19 protein-coding genes are annotated in these 19,848 nt (G+C 66.7%); 12 read left to right on the top strand and 7 right to left on the bottom strand.

Annotation, left to right across the window (positions count from 1 at the left end; all coding sequences use genetic code 11):
• Nucleotides 1-75: 75 nt before the first annotated feature.
• On the bottom strand, nt 76-1,971 hold the full coding sequence (dnaK, locus tag QX073_RS15610; protein ID WP_315716827.1) for a molecular chaperone DnaK: 1,896 nt from the start codon (nt 1,969-1,971) through the stop codon (nt 76-78).
• A 420-nt stretch (nt 1,972-2,391) separates the two neighbouring features.
• Between dnaK and QX073_RS15605 the strand changes: the two genes are divergently transcribed.
• Complete coding sequence (locus QX073_RS15605; protein ID WP_316225994.1) at nt 2,392-3,900, top strand: hypothetical protein; 1,509 nt, start codon at nt 2,392-2,394, stop codon at nt 3,898-3,900.
• A gap of 208 nt (nt 3,901-4,108) precedes the next feature.
• Nucleotides 4,109-5,044, top strand: coding sequence for a hypothetical protein (locus tag QX073_RS15600; RefSeq protein WP_315716825.1), 936 nt, complete (start codon nt 4,109-4,111; stop codon nt 5,042-5,044).
• A 156-nt stretch (nt 5,045-5,200) separates the two neighbouring features.
• Here QX073_RS15600 and grpE read toward each other — a convergent pair whose 3' ends face one another.
• Nucleotides 5,201-5,821 carry a nucleotide exchange factor GrpE gene (gene grpE / locus QX073_RS15595; RefSeq protein ID WP_315716824.1) on the bottom strand — a complete coding sequence of 207 codons (621 nt, stop codon included), beginning with the start codon at nt 5,819-5,821 and terminating at the stop codon, nt 5,201-5,203.
• 132 nt (nt 5,822-5,953) lie between these two features.
• Nucleotides 5,954-7,042 (bottom strand): heat-inducible transcriptional repressor HrcA, encoded by a 1,089-nt coding sequence (gene hrcA, locus QX073_RS15590; protein WP_315716823.1) that lies wholly within the window; start codon nt 7,040-7,042, stop codon nt 5,954-5,956.
• 164 nt (nt 7,043-7,206) lie between these two features.
• On the opposite strand from hrcA, the gene rph reads away from it, so the two are divergent.
• Genes rph through hemW form a run of 3 tightly spaced genes read left to right on the top strand, consistent with a single transcriptional unit; the run spans nt 7,207 to nt 9,705 of the window.
• On the top strand, nt 7,207-7,920 hold the full coding sequence (gene rph, locus QX073_RS15585; protein ID WP_315716822.1) for a ribonuclease PH: 714 nt from the start codon (nt 7,207-7,209) through the stop codon (nt 7,918-7,920).
• A complete protein-coding gene (gene rdgB, locus QX073_RS15580; RefSeq protein ID WP_315716821.1) occupies nt 7,917-8,561 on the top strand; it encodes an RdgB/HAM1 family non-canonical purine NTP pyrophosphatase in 645 nt (214 codons plus the stop codon). Before rph ends, rdgB begins: the two co-directional genes overlap by 4 nt.
• Nucleotides 8,548-9,705 carry a radical SAM family heme chaperone HemW gene (gene hemW, locus QX073_RS15575; RefSeq protein WP_316225993.1) on the top strand — a complete coding sequence of 386 codons (1,158 nt, stop codon included), beginning with the start codon at nt 8,548-8,550 and terminating at the stop codon, nt 9,703-9,705. The genes rdgB and hemW overlap by 14 nt, the downstream gene beginning before the upstream one ends.
• Before the next feature lie 13 nt (nt 9,706-9,718).
• Here hemW and QX073_RS15570 read toward each other — a convergent pair whose 3' ends face one another.
• Nucleotides 9,719-10,927 (bottom strand): penicillin-binding protein activator, encoded by a 1,209-nt coding sequence (locus tag QX073_RS15570; protein ID WP_316225992.1) that lies wholly within the window; start codon nt 10,925-10,927, stop codon nt 9,719-9,721.
• Between the two features lie 300 nt (nt 10,928-11,227).
• On the opposite strand from QX073_RS15570, the gene rsmI reads away from it, so the two are divergent.
• From rsmI to QX073_RS15550, 4 genes are all read left to right on the top strand, one after another.
• A complete protein-coding gene (gene rsmI / locus QX073_RS15565) occupies nt 11,228-12,187 on the top strand; it encodes a 16S rRNA (cytidine(1402)-2'-O)-methyltransferase (protein ID WP_316225991.1) in 960 nt (319 codons plus the stop codon).
• The gene (locus QX073_RS15560) at nt 12,174-12,584 is read left to right on the top strand and encodes a YraN family protein (RefSeq protein ID WP_315716817.1); all 411 of its coding nucleotides are present in this window, start codon (nt 12,174-12,176) and stop codon (nt 12,582-12,584) included. The genes rsmI and QX073_RS15560 overlap by 14 nt, the downstream gene beginning before the upstream one ends.
• A gap of 33 nt (nt 12,585-12,617) precedes the next feature.
• Nucleotides 12,618-13,559, top strand: a complete 942-nt coding sequence (gene gshB / locus QX073_RS15555) for a glutathione synthase (RefSeq protein ID WP_315716816.1) — start codon at nt 12,618-12,620, stop codon at nt 13,557-13,559.
• Between the two features lie 115 nt (nt 13,560-13,674).
• Nucleotides 13,675-14,493 carry an exodeoxyribonuclease III gene (locus tag QX073_RS15550; RefSeq protein ID WP_315716815.1) on the top strand — a complete coding sequence of 273 codons (819 nt, stop codon included), beginning with the start codon at nt 13,675-13,677 and terminating at the stop codon, nt 14,491-14,493.
• A 22-nt stretch (nt 14,494-14,515) separates the two neighbouring features.
• On the opposite strand, the gene QX073_RS15545 is transcribed toward QX073_RS15550, so the two are convergent.
• A complete protein-coding gene (locus QX073_RS15545) occupies nt 14,516-14,959 on the bottom strand; it encodes a cyclic nucleotide-binding domain-containing protein (protein ID WP_316225990.1) in 444 nt (147 codons plus the stop codon).
• 66 nt (nt 14,960-15,025) lie between these two features.
• Complete coding sequence (locus QX073_RS15540; RefSeq protein WP_315716813.1) at nt 15,026-15,712, bottom strand: response regulator transcription factor; 687 nt, start codon at nt 15,710-15,712, stop codon at nt 15,026-15,028.
• A gap of 274 nt (nt 15,713-15,986) precedes the next feature.
• Here QX073_RS15540 and QX073_RS15535 point away from each other — a divergent pair, with 274 nt between their 5' ends.
• Both QX073_RS15535 and QX073_RS15530 read left to right on the top strand, forming a co-directional pair.
• The gene (locus QX073_RS15535; RefSeq protein ID WP_316225989.1) at nt 15,987-16,508 is read left to right on the top strand and encodes a L,D-transpeptidase; all 522 of its coding nucleotides are present in this window, start codon (nt 15,987-15,989) and stop codon (nt 16,506-16,508) included.
• A 23-nt stretch (nt 16,509-16,531) separates the two neighbouring features.
• Nucleotides 16,532-17,317 (top strand): 2-keto-4-pentenoate hydratase, encoded by a 786-nt coding sequence (locus QX073_RS15530; protein ID WP_316225988.1) that lies wholly within the window; start codon nt 16,532-16,534, stop codon nt 17,315-17,317.
• Between the two features lie 25 nt (nt 17,318-17,342).
• Here the strand turns inward: QX073_RS15530 and QX073_RS15525 are convergent, their stop codons facing one another.
• Nucleotides 17,343-18,029, bottom strand: a complete 687-nt coding sequence (locus QX073_RS15525; RefSeq protein ID WP_316225987.1) for a YggS family pyridoxal phosphate-dependent enzyme — start codon at nt 18,027-18,029, stop codon at nt 17,343-17,345.
• A gap of 109 nt (nt 18,030-18,138) precedes the next feature.
• Between QX073_RS15525 and QX073_RS15520 the strand changes: the two genes are divergently transcribed.
• Complete coding sequence (locus tag QX073_RS15520; RefSeq protein ID WP_315750507.1) at nt 18,139-19,836, top strand: diguanylate cyclase domain-containing protein; 1,698 nt, start codon at nt 18,139-18,141, stop codon at nt 19,834-19,836.
• The last annotated feature ends 12 nt before the right edge of the window (nt 19,837-19,848 follow it).

Raw genomic sequence — 19,848 nt, 5'->3', positions numbered from 1 at the left:
GAAAATGACCCCCATCCAACGAGCCGCTGAAAGCGCTCTTTGGCATGGGGGTCATGGTCACTACCTCTGCCTCAGTTAAGCAGATTTCTTCTTGTCGTCGTCGACCTCGGTGAACTCCGCGTCGACCACGTCATCCTTGGCGGCGTCGCGGGCCGCATCGCTCTCGGCCTGCTGCTTGTACATGGCCTCGCCGAGCTTCATCGACGCCTGGGCCAGCGTATTGGTCTTGGCCTTGATCGCCTCGGCATCGTCGCCCTTCAGCGCTTCCTTGAGATCGCTGACGGCATCCTCGATGGCACGGCGCTCGGTGTCGGCGACCTTCGAGCCATGCTCGGCCAGAGCCTTCTCGGTCGAGTGCACCAGCGCGTCGGCATGGTTCTTGGCGTCGACCGCCTCGCGGCGCTTCTTGTCCGCCACGGCGTTGGCCTCGGCGTCCTTGACCATCTTGTCGATATCGGCCTCCGACAGACCACCCGAGGCCTGGATGCGGATCTGCTGCTCCTTGCCGGTGGCCTTGTCCTTGGCCGACACGTTGACGATGCCGTTGGCGTCGATGTCGAACGTCACCTCGATCTGCGGCATGCCGCGCGGGGACGGCGGAATGCCCATCAGGTCGAACTGGCCGAGCATCTTGTTGTCGGCCGCCATTTCGCGCTCACCCTGGAAGACCCGGATGGTGACCGCGTTCTGATTGTCCTCGGCGGTCGAGAACACCTGGCTCTTCTTGGTGGGGATCGTGGTGTTGCGGTCGATGATGCGGGTGAACACGCCGCCCAAGGTCTCGATGCCCAGGGACAGCGGGGTCACGTCGAGCAGCAGCACGTCCTTGACGTCGCCCTGCAGCACGCCGGCCTGAATGGCCGCGCCGATCGCCACCACCTCGTCGGGGTTGACGCCCTTGTGCGGCTCCTTGCCGAAGAACTGCTTCACCATCTCCTGGATCTTCGGCATGCGGGTCATGCCGCCGACCAGCACCACTTCGCCGATCTCGCCGGCGGTGAGGCCGGCATCCTTCAGCGCCTTGCGGCACGGCTCGATGGTCTTCTCGACGAGGTCGGCCACCAGCGCCTCGAACTTGGCGCGGGTCAGCTTCATCGTCAGATGCTTCGGACCGGACTGGTCCGCGGTGATGAAGGGCAGGTTGATCTCGGTCTGGGTGGTCGACGACAGCTCGATCTTGGCCTTCTCGGCAGCTTCCTTGAGGCGCTGCAAAGCGAGCTTGTCGTTGCGCAGGTTGATGCCCTGCTCCTTCTGGAATTCGTCGGCGAGGTAGCTGACCAGACGCATGTCGAAGTCTTCACCGCCGAGGAAGGTGTCGCCATTGGTCGACTTCACCTCGAACACGCCGTCGCCGATCTCCAGGATCGAGACGTCGAAGGTGCCGCCGCCGAGGTCGTACACCGCGATGGTGCCGGCCTTGGTCTTGTCGAGGCCGTAGGCGAGCGCGGCCGCGGTCGGCTCGTTGATGATGCGCAGAACCTCGAGGCCCGCGATCTTGCCGGCGTCCTTGGTGGCCTGACGCTGGGCGTCGTTGAAATAGGCGGGGACGGTGATGACGGCCTGGTCGACCTTCTGGCCGAGATGGGCTTCCGCGGTCTCCTTCATCTTCTGCAGGATGAAGGCGGAGACCTGCGAGGGCGAATAGGTCTTGCCGTCGGCCTCGACCCAGGCGTCGCCGTTGCCGGCCTTGACGATCTTGTAGGGGACGAGCTTCTTGTCCTTCTCGACCATCGGGTCGTCGTAGCGGCGGCCGATGAGGCGCTTGACCGCAAAGAAGGTGCGCTCGGGGTTGGTCACGGCCTGGCGCTTGGCCGGCTGACCGACCAGACGTTCGCCGTCGTCACTGAAGGCGACGATCGACGGCGTGGTGCGCATGCCCTCGGCGTTCTCGATGACTTTCGACGATTTGCCGTCCATGACGGCCACGCACGAATTCGTGGTGCCGAGATCGATCCCGATGACCTTTCCCATGGTCTCATATCCTTCTTTTTGCGGCAGGTTGGGTGGGGCCCTGACGGCGCCCCCATCCAAAACCCCCTCAGATCAAATGCTCGCGATATTGCGACGATGAGCGTCATATAGGAGGGGGGGAGTGGCCCGCAAGGACCGGACCAGGGGTTCGACCCCACGAAAATCACGGCCGCCGCCCAAGGTCATCATGGAGACATCAGAGCGGCCCATCGGGCCCGGCGGCGACGCGGAACGGCGGCTCGGACCGGAGGCGACTGCGCGGGTCCACCTGTCGGCACATCGAACGGCTGGTGCGAAATGCAGGGTGTGCGATCGCCGGCAAGTGCGACAGACCCGGTACCGCTGATCTGCCCCAACGACCGAAATGCGTTGTTAACCCACGGGCCCTAGCCTGCCGCACTCCTGGGACGGGAATGAGGCATGGTCATCGACACCGATTGGGGCTTTCCGCAACGCGCGCGTGAAGCCGGCCAGGCCACGTTCCCGAGACTGCTGATCTGCGCCATCGTGGTTGCAGCCGCGTGGCTGCGGTACGTCCTTCCCCTCAATGTCGACGTCAGCTGGTGGCTCCTCGTCAGCGAGCGCATGCTCGATGGCCAGCGACTCTACGTCGACATCCTCGAGACGAATCCGCCCATGGCGGGATCGGTCTATCTTCTGGCGGTCGCACTGGCGCGTGCGATCCATCTCAGGCCCGAGCTGGCGACGAATATCCTGATCTTCGCACTGACCGCGGCATCCCTGACGCTGGTGTGGCTGGTGCTGCGGACATCGGCCCTGCGCCATCGGCTCGCGGACGGCCGGCTGGCGGCGTGGACGACCGCCCTGCTCCTGATCGCGCCGATGTATGATTTCGGCCAGCGGGAACATCTGGCCCTGATCACGATATTGCCGGCGATCGCGGTGTATATCCTGCGCGCCGAGGGCGAGCGGGTAGCCCCGACGGCCATCCTCATCGCCGGGCTCAGCGCCGGCCTCACGATGAGCTTCAAGCCCTATTTCGCCTTCAGCGTCGGCTTCTGCATTCTCGCCGCCGCCGCGCAGGCGCGCGACTGGCGCGTGCTGTTCGCGCTGGAGAACTGGATCGCCGCGGCCCTGGTGCTGCTCAACGCGGCGTGCATCTACCTGTTCTTTCCCGAATATTTCACGGTCATCTATCCGCTGGTCCGCGACGTCTATCTGCTTCTGAAGGCGCCCGTACCGACCATCCTCGTCACTCTGCCGATGGGCCTGTGGCTCGCCGCGGCAATCATCGTCCTCCTCCTGCAGCGCCGGCAATACGAGCGCGACGCGGCGTCCTTCACCACGCTGGCCGGATCGCTCGGCTTCCTGGTGTCGTTCGTCGCGCAGCAGAAAGGCTGGGGCTATCACGCCTACCCCATGGTCGCGCTGGCGCTGCTGGCCGCCGGCCTTGCGGTGTCGGCGATCGACAGCAGCCGCGACGCGCGACGCTGGCCGCGTGCCGCCACCGCTCTCGCCGGCGCCGTGCTGTTCGTGCAGACCTGCTTCTGGTTCAATGGCAGCGTCGACGTCCGGCAGATCGAAGCCCAGGTGGCGCGGCTCGGTCCGCACCCGAGCATGCTGGTGCTCAGCGCGGCTGCGGTCATCGGCCACCCCATGGTGCGGACCCTCGATGGCACCTGGATCTCGCGCCAGGAGGCGTTCTGGGTCCGAGAAATCGTTCGCCGCTCGCAACAGGACGGAACCATCGATTCACAGACGGCGCAGAGGCTCGCGCCCTACGTGGAACGCGAACGCGCCGGGATCGTCGCCGACTTCCGGAAACAGCCGCCCGACGTCGTCCTGATCGACAATCAGAACAGCGACTGGGGCGATTGGGCGCGTTCCGACCCCGAACTCAGGGCTCTGCTCGAGCCCTATGTGCTGGTACAGACCGTCGACGGCGTCGAAATCCTGAAACGCAGCTAGCGCTGGACCATCCTGAATCCGCCTTTCGAGGCGAATTATCCGCGAAATGCGCCCCTGCGGGGTCCCGCCAATCGCCGCAGGCGATCAAAACCGCGCGCCCGGCCTGTTGCGGGGGGCGCAAAGCCGCTAAAAGCGTGCCCGCCGAAGACCACGCTGGCGAGGATCCCGACCGCCTCGGCACGAGGCCTCGGTCAACGAGGCAATGTTGATGATGATCGTTCGATTTTTCGCCGCGGCCACCCTGCTGATGTCGCTGCTGCACCCCGCATTGGCCGCCGACGCCATATTTCCGCCCGGCGTCCGCATCGGGCTCGCGCCCCTGGTGGGACTCGCCAAGGCCAAGACGTTCTCCGGCTTCGAAACCGAGGACCAGAGCGTCAAGGTGCTGCTGACCGAACTGCCGGCGGCCGCCTATGGCGAGGTGAAGAATGCGTTTACCGCCAATCCCGCCGGGACCGGCAGCGTCAAGCCGGAGAGCATCGAGACCGCCGCCGGCACCGCCTACTACACGGTGGAGAACGGCCGGGATGGCGCCACGCCGGTGCGGCGCTACTCGATGATCCTGCCCGGCAACGGCTTCTCCGGCTACGTGGCCGTGCAGATCCCGGAGACCGCGAGCCGGATCTATACCGACGATGCCGTGCGCCAGATGTTCGCCTCCGCCGTCGTCCGCAAGGACGTTCCGGTCGACGAGCAGCTCGCGATGATGCCGTTCAAGGTCACCGACCTCTCCGGGTTCAAGACCATCCGCACGCTCGGGCCGGGCGCCCTGATCCTGGCCGATGGCGAAGAGGACAAGGGCTTCGAGGCCGCGCCCTTCGTGGTGATCGGGCTGGTGGCCGGCGTCGCCCCGGAGGCAGGCGACCGCGCGCGCGTCGCGCAGCAGGCGGCCACCACCATTCCGGGCGTCCGCGAAGCGCGCATCACGATGTCCGAGCCGATCCGCATCGATGGCCAGCCGGCCTATGAGACCCGGATCGACGCCACCAGCGGCAAGGACAATACGCCGGTGACGGTGGTGCAGTGGCTGCGCTTCGGCGGGCCGAACACGTTGCGGATCATCGGCAGCGCGCCGCGCGACCAGTGGTCGGCAGCCTTCCCGCGCTTCCGCGCCGTTCGCGACGGCATCCAGCCGAGAGGCTGAGACCAGCCCGGCATCGGACGTCGTGATCACGTCGGCCGCTCGCCGTGAGACGGACTACAAAGTCGCGCCGACAAACAAGAAGCCACGGGCATCGTTGCCCGTGGCTTGTTCATTCGATCGACAGGACGGCAGCGGGACGCCTGCCTAGGCTCGCCGTCAGGCGGCGCTGTTCGACTGATCGTTGCTCGCCGCCGGCGCCGCCTTCGCGCCACCCTTGGACACGCCGACCAGCGCGGGGCGCAGCACGCGCTCGCCGATCATGAAGCCGGCCTGCACGACCTGCACCACGGTACCGGACGGCACCGACGGATCCGGGACCTCGTACATCGCCTGCTGGAAGTTGGGGTCGAACTTCTGTCCCGTCGGATCGAACTTCTTGACGCCGTTCTTCTCCAGCGTGTTGAGCAGCGAGCGCTCGGTGAGCTCGACGCCCTCGATCAGCGACTTCAGGCCCGCATCGGCATTGGCGCGTGTCTCGGCCGGCACGGCATCGAGCGCGCGCTGCAGATTGTCGGCGATATCGAGCACGTCACGGGCGAAGCCGGTGATGCCGTACATGCGCGCATCGGCGACTTCACGGGCCGTCCGCTTGCGCAGGTTCTCCATCTCCGCGAGCGTGCGCAGCATCTTGTCGCGCGCGTCGGCCGCCTCCTTGGCAAGGGCCTCGGCCGAGCCGGCCTCAGGATCATCGGGCATGATGTAGGGCTTGGAGACGACGGGTTCGCTGGCCTGCGCCGGGTTTTCCGGATCATTCTTATGCAGGTCGGGATCGGTCATGGACAGACTCGCAAGTTCGGCTGACGGGTTTGGGGGATATGGGGCGGGATATCGTGCTTTGGGCGTCGAAAATCAAGCGCAGCCTGACCATTGCGCCCGGAGGCGCTGTCCGCGGGTGAACCAAGTCACGCGTCAGCCACCCAGCAGCCGGCTGACCAGACGCGCGGCATAATCGACCGTCGGAATCACCCGGGCATAGTTGAGCCGGGTCGGACCGATGACGCCGAGCACGCCGACGATGCGCCCCGTGGCGTCGGAATAGGGCGACACGATCGTCGACGAGCCCGACAGCGAGAACAGCTTGTTCTCCGAGCCGATGAAGATGCGGACACCTTCCGCGCTCTCCGCCCGTCCGAGCAGATCGACGACGCCGCGCTTGGTCTCGAGATCGTCGAACAGCCGCCGGACACGCTCGAGATCTTCGAGCGCATGCAGGTCCTCGAGCAGGTTGGCGTGGCCGCGCACGATGAGCTGCCGCTCGTCGCTGTCCCCTCCGGACCAGCTCGCGACTCCGGCGGCGATCACCTTCTGCGTCAACTGATCGAGCTCAGCACGGTCATGCGCCAGCGCGGTCTCGAGCTCGAGCCGCGCTTCCGCCAGCGTCCGTCCTCTGATGCGGGCATTGAGGAAATTGGACGCCTCGGTCAGCGCCGACGACGGCACGCCCGGCGGCAGGGTCAGGACCCGGTTCTCGACCTGTCCGTCTTCACCGACCAGAACGACGAGCGCGCGCTCGGGCTCGAGCCTGACGAACTCGATGTGCTTCAGGCGGGTGTTGGATTTGGCGGTGAGAACCACGGCAGCGGCACGGGTCAGACCCGACAGCCGGGTCAGCGCTTCGTCCAGCGCCGCTTCGACCGACTGCGCCTGGCCGACGGCCGCGAGCTGGCTCTGGATCGACTGCCGCTCGGCCTCCGTCATGTCACCGACCTGCATCAGGGCGTCGACGAAGAAGCGCAGGCCAGCCTCGGTCGGCAACCGGCCGGCCGAGGTGTGCGGCGCGTAGATCAGGCCGAGCTGCTCGAGATCGGCCATGACGTTGCGCACCGAGGCCGGCGACAGCGGAACCGCGATCAGCCGCGAAATGTTGCGCGAGCCGACCGGTTCGCCGGTCGCCAGATAGCTTTCGACGATCTGCCGGAAGATCTCGCGCGAGCGCTCGTTCAGATGCGCCAGACCGGCCGGCGGTGTCATCAGGTTGATCGGATCGTGGTGGGCCACCAGATGCACTCCTCCCAGCTGCCTATAATGTGTCCATGCGGCGGCTCGGTGGCAAGCCGGTCGGCGCTCGCGGGCGAAGCCATGATAAACCCTTGCCGCTGCCGTTCCCGGCTCCTACAAGGCCGGTCAAAGTCGGTCTTTCGCGCGCTTTCACGGAGAGAATCATGCGGCCGAGCCGCCGTGCACCGGATGAACTGCGGGCCGTGAGCCTGGAACGCGGCGTCGTCAAATACGCCGAGGGCTCCTGCCTGGTGAAGTTCGGCGACACCCATGTCCTGGTCACCGCCACGCTCGAGGACCGGCTGCCGCCCTGGCTGAAGGGCCAGGGACGCGGCTGGATCACCGCCGAATACGGCATGCTGCCGCGCGCCACGCTGGAACGGACCCGGCGCGAGGCCTCCGCCGGCAAGCAGACCGGCCGCACCGTCGAGATCCAGCGCCTGATCGGCCGCTCGCTGCGCACCGCGATCGACCTGGAAGCGCTCGGCGAGCGCCAGATCACGGTCGATTGCGACGTGCTGCAGGCCGATGGCGGCACGCGCACGGCGTCGATCACCGGCGCCTGGGTGGCGCTGGCCGACTGCATCAAGTGGATGAAATCGCGCAACATGATCAAGACCGAGGTGCTGCGCGCCAACGTCGCCGCAATCTCCTGCGGCATCTACAACGGCACGCCGGTGCTGGATCTCGACTACGCCGAGGACTCCGAGGCCGAGACCGACGCCAATTTCGTCATGACCGGCGACGGCCGCATCATCGAGGTGCAGGGCACGGCGGAGAAGACGCCGTTCACCGAGGCCGAATTCCTGGCGCTGATGGCGCTCGCCCGCAAGGGCGTCGCGCGGCTGGTCGACCTGCAGAAGATGGCGGTCGCGTGAGCAGCCCGCACCGCAAGCTCACCGGTCGCATCATCATTGCGACCCACAATCCCGGCAAGCTTGCCGAGATGCGCGAGCTGCTCGCTCCCCATGGCGTCGAGGCGGTGTCGGCCGGCGATCTCGGCCTGGACGAGCCGGATGAGACCGGCGAGACCTTCCAGGCCAACGCCCGCATCAAGGCGGTCGCCGCGGCCAGAGCCGCGCAGCTTCCTGCCTTTGCCGACGATTCCGGCATCGTGGTTCATGCGCTCGATGGGGCGCCGGGGATCTATTCGGCGCGCTGGGCAGGACCGGACAAGGATTTCGCCGGCGCGATGACGCGCATCGAGCGCCTCCTGCAGGAGCGGGACGCGACTGGTGCCGACAAGCGTAGCGCCCATTTCGTCTCGGCGCTGTGCGTGGCGTGGCCGGACGGTCACGTCGAGGAGGTCGAGGCGCGGGTCGACGGCACCCTGGTCTGGCCGCCGCGTGGCACGGCGGGCTTCGGCTACGACCCGATGTTCCTGCCCGAGGGCCACGACCGGACCTTCGGCGAGATGACCAGCATCGAGAAACATGGCCTGCCGCCGCTCGGGCTCGGCCTGTCGCACCGGGCGCGCGCCTTCGTGAAACTCGCGGAGATCTGTCTTGAGCAGCGCTGACAGCGAAGCGTTCGGCGTCTATGTGCACTGGCCGTTCTGCCTGTCGAAATGTCCGTATTGCGACTTCAACAGCCACGTCCGGCATGCCGCCATCGATCAGGACCGCTTCGCCCGCGCCTTTGCGCAGGAGATCGCGACCACGGCCGCCCGCATTGGGCCGCGCACCGTCACGTCGATCTTTCTCGGCGGCGGCACCCCGTCGCTGATGCAGCCGCAGACGGTCGGCGCCATTCTCGACGCGATCGGCCGGCACTGGCACGTCGCTGGCGATGTCGAGGTGTCGCTCGAAGCGAACCCGACCAGCGTCGAGGCGACCCGCTTTGCCGGCTATCGCGCCGCCGGCGTCAACCGGGTCTCGCTCGGCGTCCAGGCGATGGACGATGCGTCGCTCAAGATGCTCGGCCGCCTGCACACCGCTGAAGAGGCGATGAGGGCGGTGGCGATCGCGCGCCATGCATTCGAGCGCTATTCGTTCGATCTGATCTACGCGCGGCCCGACCAGACGCCGCAGATGTGGACCGAAGAGCTGACGCGGGCGATCGGCGAGGCGGCTGAGCATTTGTCGCTGTATCAACTGACCATCGAGGAAGGCACGCCGTTCTTCGGCCTGCACGCCGCAGGCAAGCTGAAGACGCCGGACGAAGGCCTGGCGCGCACCTTGTACGACGTCACGCAGGAGATCTGTGGCCGTCACGGACTGCCGGCCTATGAGATTTCCAATCACGCCCGGCCCGGCGCGGAGTGCCGGCACAACCTCGTCTACTGGCGCGGCCAGGAATATGCCGGCATCGGCCCGGGCGCCCATGGCCGCCTCGACATCGGCGGCATCAGGCACGCGACAGCGACCGACAAGCGGCCGGAAGCCTGGCTGATGCGGGTCGAATCCAACGGTCATGGTGTCATGACCGACGACGAGCTCAACCGCGAGGAGCGCGCCGACGAATTCCTGCTGATGGGGCTGCGACTGGCCGAGGGCATCGACCCGCAGCGCTACGCAAGGATCTCCGGCCGCAGGCTCGATCCGCGCCGCATCGCGCTGCTGCGCGAGGAGGGCGCGATCGCGGTCGATCCGGACGGGCGGCTACGGGTAACCCAGGACGGCTTTCCGGTGCTCGACGCGGTCGTCGCCGACCTCGCCGCCTGAGAAGTGCTGCGACTCACGTCGCGCTGAAGCTCTTCGGCGCGCCGGCGACCGCCTGTCCGCCAGCCGAACCGACGCGCATCACCGCAAGCCCGCGCTCATTGGTGCCGTCGCTGCGGAACCGGAACAGCCCGTCGATGCCGGCGAAGCCGGATGCATTGGTCAGGACATCGGGCGCGAAACGCTGGTTGCCCTGGGTGCGCGCCAGCGCGGCCACGAGCGCCACCGCATCATAAGCGAGGGTCGCCGTACGCACGGGATCGCCGCCGAATCGCGTCCGGTAGCGGCCGGCAAAGGCGCGGAAGCCGGAGGGATCCGGCGCGGCATAGAGGCCGCCCTGCAGGCTGGCGCTGGCATAGACGCGCGGATTGTCCCACAGCCCTGTGCCGAGCAACTGGATGTTGCGCAGATTGGCGCCGGCAGCGGTCAGCGCATCGGCCGTCGCCGCGACCGATTCGCCGTCATCGGCCAGCAGCAGCGCATCGGCGCCGCCGAGCGCCTGCGCCACCGTGCGCGCAGGCCCAGTGCGGTCGCCGGAATATTTCTCGAATGCCACGATGCGTCCGCCGCGGCGGCTGACCGCGGTCTTGAACGCCCCCTCGACGACGGTGCCGTAGGCATTGTCGGGCAGCAGCGCCGCGAACGAGCGTTTGCCGACGCTGGCGGAATATTCGACGATGCGGCTGGCATCGGACTCCGGCAGGAAGCTGAGCAGATAGACGCCGCGCCCCGCCACGCTCGAATCGGTCGAGAAGGCGATGACCGAGATGTTGCGCGCGCGCGCCACCTGGGCCGTCGCCGGCACCGAGCCCGCGAACAGGGGGCCGAGGATGATCTCGGCGCCTTCGTCGCAGGCCTGTTGCGCGCCCTGCTGCGCCCCTTGCGGGCTGCCGGCGTCGTCCTTGATCAGGAGCTGGATGTTGGGGTTCTGAAACTCGGCCAGCGCCATCTCGGCGGCGTTCTTCATCGATTGCGCGGCGACGCCGGCATTGCCCGACGCCGACAGCGGCAGAATCAGCCCGACCTTGACCTGGCCGTTGCCGGCCACCGCCGGCCGCTGCGGCGGTCCCGCCGGCGCGGTCGGCTGCTCGAACGGATTGAAGCCCTGCTGGACGTTGGAGCACGCCGACAGCAGCGGCGCGCCGACGATCAGGCCCAGCGCCGTTCGCCGGGCGACCCCATGGGGTCCCGGACCGAGAGAGTTGGGATGACGCGGGCCCACCATGGCATCTCTTCGTTCGGCCGAGTCCGGCCAGAAGTTCCCCAAACGCACGTCCCGCAGGCCGTGCAGATTCACTCATATTGTCGACGAATAGTTAAGCAAAACAAAAGGCTGTCAGCGCCACACAGCCGATCAATTCGACGTTTTGCACGGCCTATCCCCTGCTCGTACACACCCTCATCGAGGTGCAGCTTCGAACTTGAAGCTGCGATGAACGGCCCCCCCGTGCCGATCGGCACTTCAAAATCGCTGCGCGGCTGTTCCCCTGTGGCAATCCCGCGGCAGGCCCTTTAAATTACCTCGATGGGCGCGAAGGCAATCCCCAAGACGTCGCCGGATGACGGCAAATCTTCCACCACGTCGACCTATCTGGTGGCGGGGCAGATCGTTGCGGCGCCCAAGGCGCGGCCTGGATTGCATCTGGTGGCGACCCCGATCGGCAATCTCGGCGACATCACGCTGCGCGCGCTGGAAACCCTGGCCGGCGCCGACCTCATCTTGTGCGAGGACACGCGAATCACCCGGCGCCTGACCGAGCGCTACGGCCTCAGCGCGGAACTCGCAGCCTATCATGAGCACAATGCCGAAGCCGTCAGACCCAGGATCCTGCAGCGCCTCGCCGAAGGCGCGGCCATCGCGCTGGTGTCCGACGCCGGCACGCCGCTGATCTCCGATCCCGGCTACAAGCTGGTGCGCGAGGCGTGTGAGGCCGGGCATGTTGTCACCGCGCTGCCGGGACCTTCCGCCGTGCTCGCGGCGCTCAGCGTGGCCGCGCTTCCGACCGACCGTTTCTTCTTCGAGGGGTTCCTGCCGGCCAGGCAGCAGGCGCGGCGTACGCGGCTGTCCGAGCTCGCGCGGATCGACGCGACGCTGGTCCTGTTCGAAGCCGGCAGCCGGGTGCAGGAGACGCTGGCCGACCTCGCCGATGCCATGGCGGGACGCCAGGCCGCGATCTGCCGCGAGCTCACCAAGCTGCACGAGGAGGTGCTGCGCGGCGCCATCGGCGATCTCGCTGCGGAGGCCGGCGATCTCGAAACGCGCGGCGAGTTCGTGCTGGTGATCGGTCCGCCGCCGCGCGGCGCCGGGGTGCTGACGCCGGATGCGCTCGACGCCGTGTTGAAGGATCTGCTGCAGCGATCGAGCGTCAAGGATGCCGTGATGCATGCCGTCGAGCTGTCCGGCCGGCCGCGCCGCGAAGTCTATGCGCGCGCGCTCGAGCTGGTGAAGGACGCGCGGTCAGGGTCGGCCGATGGCGAAGACTGAGCGCGTCTCCCCTGACAAGCCGGCGAAGACGGCGGCACCCGAACGCGTCGCCGCCTTCCGCACCGGGTTATCGGCGGAAGCCCGCGCCGCAGCGCTGCTGATCGCCAAGGGCTATCGCATCCTCGCCAAACGCTTCCGCACGCCCCAAGGCGAGATCGACATCATCGCGCGCAGGCGCGGCCTGGTTGCCTTCGTCGAGGTCAAGGCGCGTGCCTCGCTCGACGATGCCGCCTATGCGGTGACGCCGCGCCAGCAGCAGCGCATCATCGATGCCGCGCAGGCCTGGTTGATGGCGCATCCCGACCATGCCGAATTGGAGCTGCGCTTCGACGCGATTCTGGTTGCGCCGCGCAGCCTGCCGCGCCATCTGGTAGCGGCGTTCGACGCCAGCACCTGACATGAACTGATTGCAGAGAGCAGGGACCTTCCCATGAAACTGAACGTCGCCGTCCAGATGGACCCCATCGCGCGCATCAACATCCGCGGCGACTCGACCTTCGCGATGCTGCTCGAAGCGCAGCGGCGCGGCCATGGCCTGTGTTACTATACGCCCGACAAGCTGTCGCTGCGCGGCGGCGAGCTCTATGCGCCGGTGCAGGCGCTGACGGTGCGCGACCAGGTCGGCGACCATTTCACGCTCGGCGAACCGAAACCGACCGCGCTGACATCCTTTGATGTCGTGCTGCTGCGGCAGGATCCGCCGTTCGATCTCGCCTACATCACCTCGACGCATTTCCTCGAGCGCATCCATCCGAAGACGCTGGTGGTCAATGATCCCGCGAGCGTTCGCAACGCGCCGGAAAAGCTGTTCGTGATGAACTTCCCGCAACTGATGCCGCCGACCTTGATCTCGCGCGATCTCGACGAGATCAACGCCTTCCGCGATCAGCACGGCGCTGTCGTGATGAAGCCGCTGCATGGCCATGGTGGCGCGGCGGTGTTTCGGGTGATGCCGCAGGATATGAATTTCGGCTCGCTGTTCGACATGTTCTCGGTGACGTTCAAGGAGCCCTGGGTGATCCAGCGCTTCCTCCCCGAGGTGAAGCACGGCGACAAGCGCATCATCCTGGTCGACGGCGAGTTCGCCGGCGCCGTCAACCGCGTGCCGGCGGCAGACGATCTGCGCTCCAACATGGTGCGCGGCGGCGCCGCGCAGGCCACCGATCTCAGCGCACGCGAGCGCGAGATCTGCGACACGCTCGGTCCGGAATTGCGCGCGCGCGGCCTGCTGCTGGTCGGCATCGACGTGATCGACGGCAACCTCACCGAGATCAACGTGACTTCGCCGACCGGCATCCGCGCGATCTCGCGGCTCGGCGGACCCGACATCGCCGCCCGCGTATGGGACGTCATCGAGAGCAAACGGCGCTGATCAGGCGCCGTCCCACATGGCTGGGGATAACGCCAACCAACGCGGTCAGTCCGATGCGTCGGAGGCGAGGCGGAGTCGCTGACATCGCCGCAATTCATGGTATGACGCGGGTCTCATGCGTCTCGTCCTGACCACCTGGAACATCAACTCGGTGCGCCTGCGCATCGACCTCGTCGCCAAGCTCATCAAGCAGGTCAGGCCCGATGTGCTGTGCCTGCAGGAGACCAAGTGCATCGACGACGCCTTTCCGCTGAAGCGCTTCAAGCGGCTCGGCTATGAGCACGTCGCGCTGAACGGGCAGAAGGGCTATCACGGCGTCGCCGTGATCTCGAAATGGCCGTTCGAGGAGACCAACGTCCGCACCTTCTGCGACAAGGTGGATTCGCGCCACATCACGGTGGCGTTCGGCGAAAAGGCGCAGCTCGCGCAGCCGCTGGTGCTGCACAATTTCTATGTGCCCGCAGGCGGCGACATTCCCGACCCCGCGCTCAATCCGAAATTCGAGCACAAGCTGCAATTCCTCGACGAAATGAAGGCGTGCGAGCCGCTGCATCCACGCGGCGACGACCGGCATATCCTGGTCGGCGATCTCAACGTCGCGCCGCATGAGCACGATGTCTGGTCGCACAAGCAGCTCCTGAAGGTGGTGTCGCACACGCCGATCGAATGTGAAAAGCTGTTGGCGGCGCAGACCCATGGCGAATGGGTCGATGTCGCTCGCGAGCGCATCCCGATGTCGGAGAAGGTCTACACCTGGTGGAGCTACCGCGCGGCCGACTGGACCGTCGGCGATCGCGGCCGAAGGCTCGACCACATCTGGGTGTCACGCGCACTGAAGGACCGGGTCAGCGATTTCAGGATCCTGCGCGACGCCCGCAGCTGGGAGCGGCCGTCGGATCACGTGCCGGTCACGGTGACGCTGGACGTGTCGTAGCAGACCCGCGCGGTCACGAAGATCACGACGTGAGCTTGGCCCCGGCCGCCATGATGTCGTTGGCGATTCGGCTGGCGCGGTGGGCGAACTCGTCGCGCAGCCGGCGCGCCGCCTTGGCGTCGCTCTCCAACACACGCTGAAACAGGCTGCGCGAGATCCGCACCACGGTCGAATATTCCAGGGCCGCCGCGGTCGCCGGGCGCCGCATCTCGACCAGCAGCGCCAGCTCGCCGATCAGCATGGTCGGCGTGGCGACGATCTCGGCACCGACCTCGTCGCTGATGCGCAATGACCCGCGCTGGACGACATAGCCGCAATCGGCGGTGTCCCCCTCGCGGAACAGGGTCTCGCCACTCTGGATGTTACGCTGCTCGGAGCCGATGGCGATCATGCGCAGCGAGTCGCTTCCCAGCAGGCGCAATGTTGGGACGCGCTCCAATAGCGCAATATCGTCTTCGATCGACATCAAGGGCCCGGGGAAGGCTGAATGGAACCAATATCATAAATGGCGAAACCGCCATCCCCGAACCTATCACGGTACCAACTTGTAGCCACCGGCCTCCGTCACCAGAATCTCCGGATTCGCGGCATCTTTCTCGATCTTCTGCCGCAGACGGTAAATGTGCGTTTCCAGCGTGTGGGTGGTGACGCCGGAATTGTAGCCCCAGACCTCCTGCAACAGCGTCTCGCGCGACACCGGCTGCTGGCCGGCGCGGTACAGGAAGCGCAGGATCGCCGTTTCCTTCTCCGTCAGGCGGACCTTGCGGGCGTTGGCGCCGGTCAGCATCTTCGAGCCCGGCCGGAAGCTGTAGGGGCCGACCGAGAACACCGCGTCCTCGCTGGCCTCGTGCTGGCGAAGCTGGGCCCGGATGCGGGCCAGCAGCACGGCGAAGCGGAAGGGCTTGGCGACATAGTCGTTGGCGCCGGATTCGAGCCCGAGAATCGTGTCCGAATCGGTATCGTGCCCGGTCAGCATGATGATCGGCGCCTTGAAGCCGCCCTTGCGCAGGGACCGCACCACTTCGCGGCCATCGGTGTCGGGCAGGCCGACGTCCATTAGAACCAGGTCGGGTGAATTGGCCTTTGCGGCGGTGGCGCCTTTGGCGCCGGTATCGACGGCCTGGGCTTCGAACTCGTCATGCAGCGAGAGCTGCTCCATCAGGGCATCGCGCAGATCGGTGTCGTCATCCACGATCAGGATCTTGCGGGCATTGGCCATTGTACAATCCTCTAGGTGGCGCCGGCGGGATCGAATGGGTGGCGCCGTCAACGGTGGGCAAACAGGCTCATCAGCCCTGTTCCGTCTTGAAGTAGGGGGCTGTTACCGATTCACAAGCGCCCGGGACTCTACTCCAGAATTGAGCAGGGATTGAGATGATTGTCCTGTTCGACCCTCGCGGCGGACCATTTGCCGACATTAAGGCAATTACCGGGCAATCCATGGCAATGAAAAGGCACGTTGTTTCATGTCGTTAGCGAAGGTGAAGCCTGGCATGCCAGCATCGCGGATCTCGATTCGCACCAAAGCCGGGTCGCGGCAGCGCGGCTGGCTCCATGTCTGGGGCCATGTCATTCCGGTGGCGCTCGGGCGCGGCGGCGTCCTGGCCAACAAGCGCGAGGGAGATGGCGGCACCCCCCGAGGGACCTTCCGGCCCCGGCGGCTGTGGTGGCGGGCCGATCGTCATTCGCGTCCGCGCACCTTTCTGCCGATCCAGCCGATTGGCCCGGAGGATGCGTGGTGCGAGGACCCGGCCGACCGGCACTACAACCAGGCGATCCGGCTGCACGGCGACCATCCCGGAGACCGGCTGGCGCGCCAGGACCATCTGTACGATTTCATCATCGAGATCGACCACAACACGCGGCCGCGGATCGCGGGCCGCGGCAGCGCCGTGTTCCTGCATCTGGCGCGGCCGAATTTCGGCCCGACCGCAGGCTGCGTGGCCATGACCCGGCCGGCGATGCTGCGTCTGTTGCAAAGAATCGGTCCGCGCACCAGAATCGTCATCGAATGAGAAGCGAGTTGGGGGAGGACGTCATGCGCGCACTGGATCAGCCAGCCAGCGCCGCTGGCATCCTGCGCCAGCATTGGAGCGAAGGCAGCAAGCTGGCAGAGCTGCCGACTGAGCTGCGTCCGAGAGATCGCGCCGAAGGCTATGCCATCCAGGCCGAGCTCGAGCGCCACTCGCCCAAGCCATTATTTGGCTGGAAGATTGCGGCGACCAGCGAGGCCGGCCAGCGCCATATCAATGTCGCCGGTCCGATGGCCGGGCGGATCCTGGCCGAAACGGTGCTGCCGGTCGGCGGCACCGCATCGATGGCCGGCAACGCGATGCGGGTCGCCGAGCCGGAATTCGCCTTCCGCCTCGGACGCGATCTGCCGCCCAGACCGACACCTTATGATGTCGCGGAGGTGCTGGCCGCGGTCGACACGCTGCACCCCGCGATCGAAATTCCCGATTCGCGGTTCGCCGACTTCGTCAGCGCCGGCGAGGCGCAACTGATCGCCGACAATGCCTGCGCGCATCTGTTCGTGCTGGGCGAGGCCGCCACCGCCGACTGGCGCAGCCGCGACCTGATCGCGGAGCGGCCGCGCATCGCGCTGCGTGGCGAGACCTTCATCGGCCACGGCCGCAACGTGCTCGGTGATCCGCTGATAGCGCTGGCCTGGCTGGTCAACGAGCTCAGCGCGCTCGGCGTGCCCGCGCGGGCAGGGCAGGTGGTCACGACCGGCACCTGTCATCCGCCGCTGCCGATCGGCAGCGGGGACCACATGGAGGCCGATTTCGGCGATCTGGGGCAGGTATCGGTGCGGTTCGAGTAGGGACCGGCCGCGACCGCGCCCCCCTTCAGCGATGCCCGAAGATCGCCGAGCCGACCCGCACATGCGTGGCGCCGAACTGGATGGCGGTGGCGAAATCGGCGCTCATGCCCATCGAGAGATGCGCGAGGCCGTTGCGGGCGGCGATCTTGGCGGTCAGCGCGAAATGCGGCCCCGGTGCTTCATCGACCGGCGGAATGCACATCAGTCCTGAAATCGCCAGCCCGTAATCCGTGCGGCAGGCGGCGATGAAGGCGTCGGCGTCGCCGGGCGCGATGCCCGCCTTCTGCGGCTCCTCGCCGGTATTGATCTGGACGAACAGCTGCGGATGCCGGCCCTGGGCGGAAATCTCCTTGGCAAGCGCCACGCACAGGCTTGGCCGGTCCACCGAATGGATGGCGTCGAACAGCGCGACCGCCTCCTTGGCCTTGTTGGATTGCAGCGGCCCGATCAGGTGCAGTGCGAGCCCCGGATGCGCGGCCATCAGCGGCGGCCACTTGGCTTTGGCTTCCTGAACGCGATTTTCACCGAACGCGCGCTGTCCGGCCGCGATCACCGGCTCGATCGCGTCGGCATCGAAGGTCTTCGACACAGCGATCAGCGTGACCGAGCCGCGATCACGATTGGCGTCGCGGCAGGCGCGCAGAATCTCCTGCTCGACGGCGGCGAGCGCGGACGGCGAGGACGAGGTTGAGGCGTTCGATTCATCAGGCACGATGGCGTCCGTCGGTAGATTTACGGGTTTGGCTGCAATTTTACAGAGTTCGAGAAAGGGTTCTTGAGCCCTTCTCCTTACCCTTCACGGCCGGGGGTAGGGGGAAGAAATGCCAAGCATCCGGTTCAATCGCAATAGAGTGAAGCTGAACCGGCTGATGGGGATCCGCGCCCGGCTGGCGCTGCTCGCCCTGATCCTGGTCGCGCCGCTGATGCTGGAACGCGCGCGCTCGCTGGAAAGCGCCAGGACAAGGCAGATCGCACTCGCATCGGAGGAATTCTCCGGCCTCGCCCGGCAAAGCGCCGACATGCAGCGCGAGGTCATCATGTCGGTGGAGACGGTGCTGAAGTCGACGGCCTATGTCCGGGCGTCGAGCACCGGCGTGAGCCGCAGCTGCGACATGATGCGCGCCAGCCTGCCGGCGACCCTGCCGTGGATCCGCACCCTGATGATCGCCGGCCGCGACGGCCGCATCCAGTGCTCGACCAACAACCAATATGTAGGGCTCGATTTCAGCGACCGGCCGTATTTCCGTGGCGCCCAGGAATCACGTGATTTCGTGTTCAGCGACTACCTGCTGTCGAAGCCGTCGCACGTGCCGATCGTCATGGCCGCCTATCCGGTCGGCGCGATCACCGGCGAGCCGGACGCGGTGATGCTGGCGAGCGTGAACCTGGAATGGATGTCCAAGATCATGAACAATCTTGGCGGCCGCCCCGGCATCACGGCGGTGCTGGTCGACAGCGAAGGAACCGTGCTGGCGGCGCCCGCCGACCGCAACGAGCTGATCGGCCGGCCGCTCGACAGCGTGCCGTTGTTGTCGGCCGTTGCCGAGACTGCCCTGAGTTCGGGGAAGCCGAGCGAGACGATGAGTTTCACGGCGGCGGATGGTTCTAAGCGCGCGATCACCTTCACTCGGATCGCCGACACCGGATCGCGGCTGATCGTCAGCATCGATGAGACCCGCGTCACCGCCGCCATCGACCGCGAGATCCGCAACGCCTATCTGCAGGCTGGCCTCGTCTGCCTGATCGTGCTGCTCGGCGCGCTGATCGCCGCCGAGAAGCTGATCGTGAAGCCCGTCAGCATGCTCGCCGCGACCGCCAAGCGCTTCGGCCACGGCCACTGGTCGGCGCGCGTCACCACCAAACATCTGCCGTCGGAGTTCGTTCCGCTGGCAAAGTCCTTCAATGCGATGGCCGCCAAGCTCGGCCAGCGCGAGCGCGAGCTGGTCGCCGCCAATGACCGGCTGACGGTGATGGCGTCGATCGACATGCTCTCGGGCCTCGCCAACCGCCGCGGCTTCCAGAACCGCATCGACGTCGAATGGAGCCGCGCGCAGCAGGCCGGCACCGAGCTGTCGCTGCTGATGATCGACGTCGACCACTTCAAGCTCTACAACGACACCTATGGGCACCCTGAGGGTGACGCCTGCCTGTCACGTCTCGGCGAGACGCTGTCGCAGATCGCCGGCGCCATGACGGCTTTCGCCGGCCGCTATGGCGGTGAGGAGTTCTGCCTGTTGTTGCCGGGCATGGGTGCCAGAGAGGCGCTCGCGGTCGGCGAGCAGGTGCGCGCCACGGTGCTGGAGCTCGAGCTGCCGCACGCGACGTCGGCGCATCGGTGCGTCACCGTGAGCGTCGGTGTCGCCTCGACCCGGCCGAACGAGTCGCTGATGCCCTCCGACCTGATCGAAGCCGCCGATGCCGCGCTCTATGCGGCCAAGCATCGCGGCCGCAACACGGTCATCGCGCATGGCTTCGCGGATGTCGCGGATGACAGGAGCGGCGTGGCACGCGCAGGATAGGGCTGCGGCGGC

Source organism: Bradyrhizobium sp. SZCCHNS3052, assembly GCF_032484495.1.
Classification (GTDB): domain Bacteria; phylum Pseudomonadota; class Alphaproteobacteria; order Rhizobiales; family Xanthobacteraceae; genus Bradyrhizobium.
Note: the sequence above shows the minus strand (reverse complement) of the source record. Positions and strands in the feature narration are given on the sequence as shown.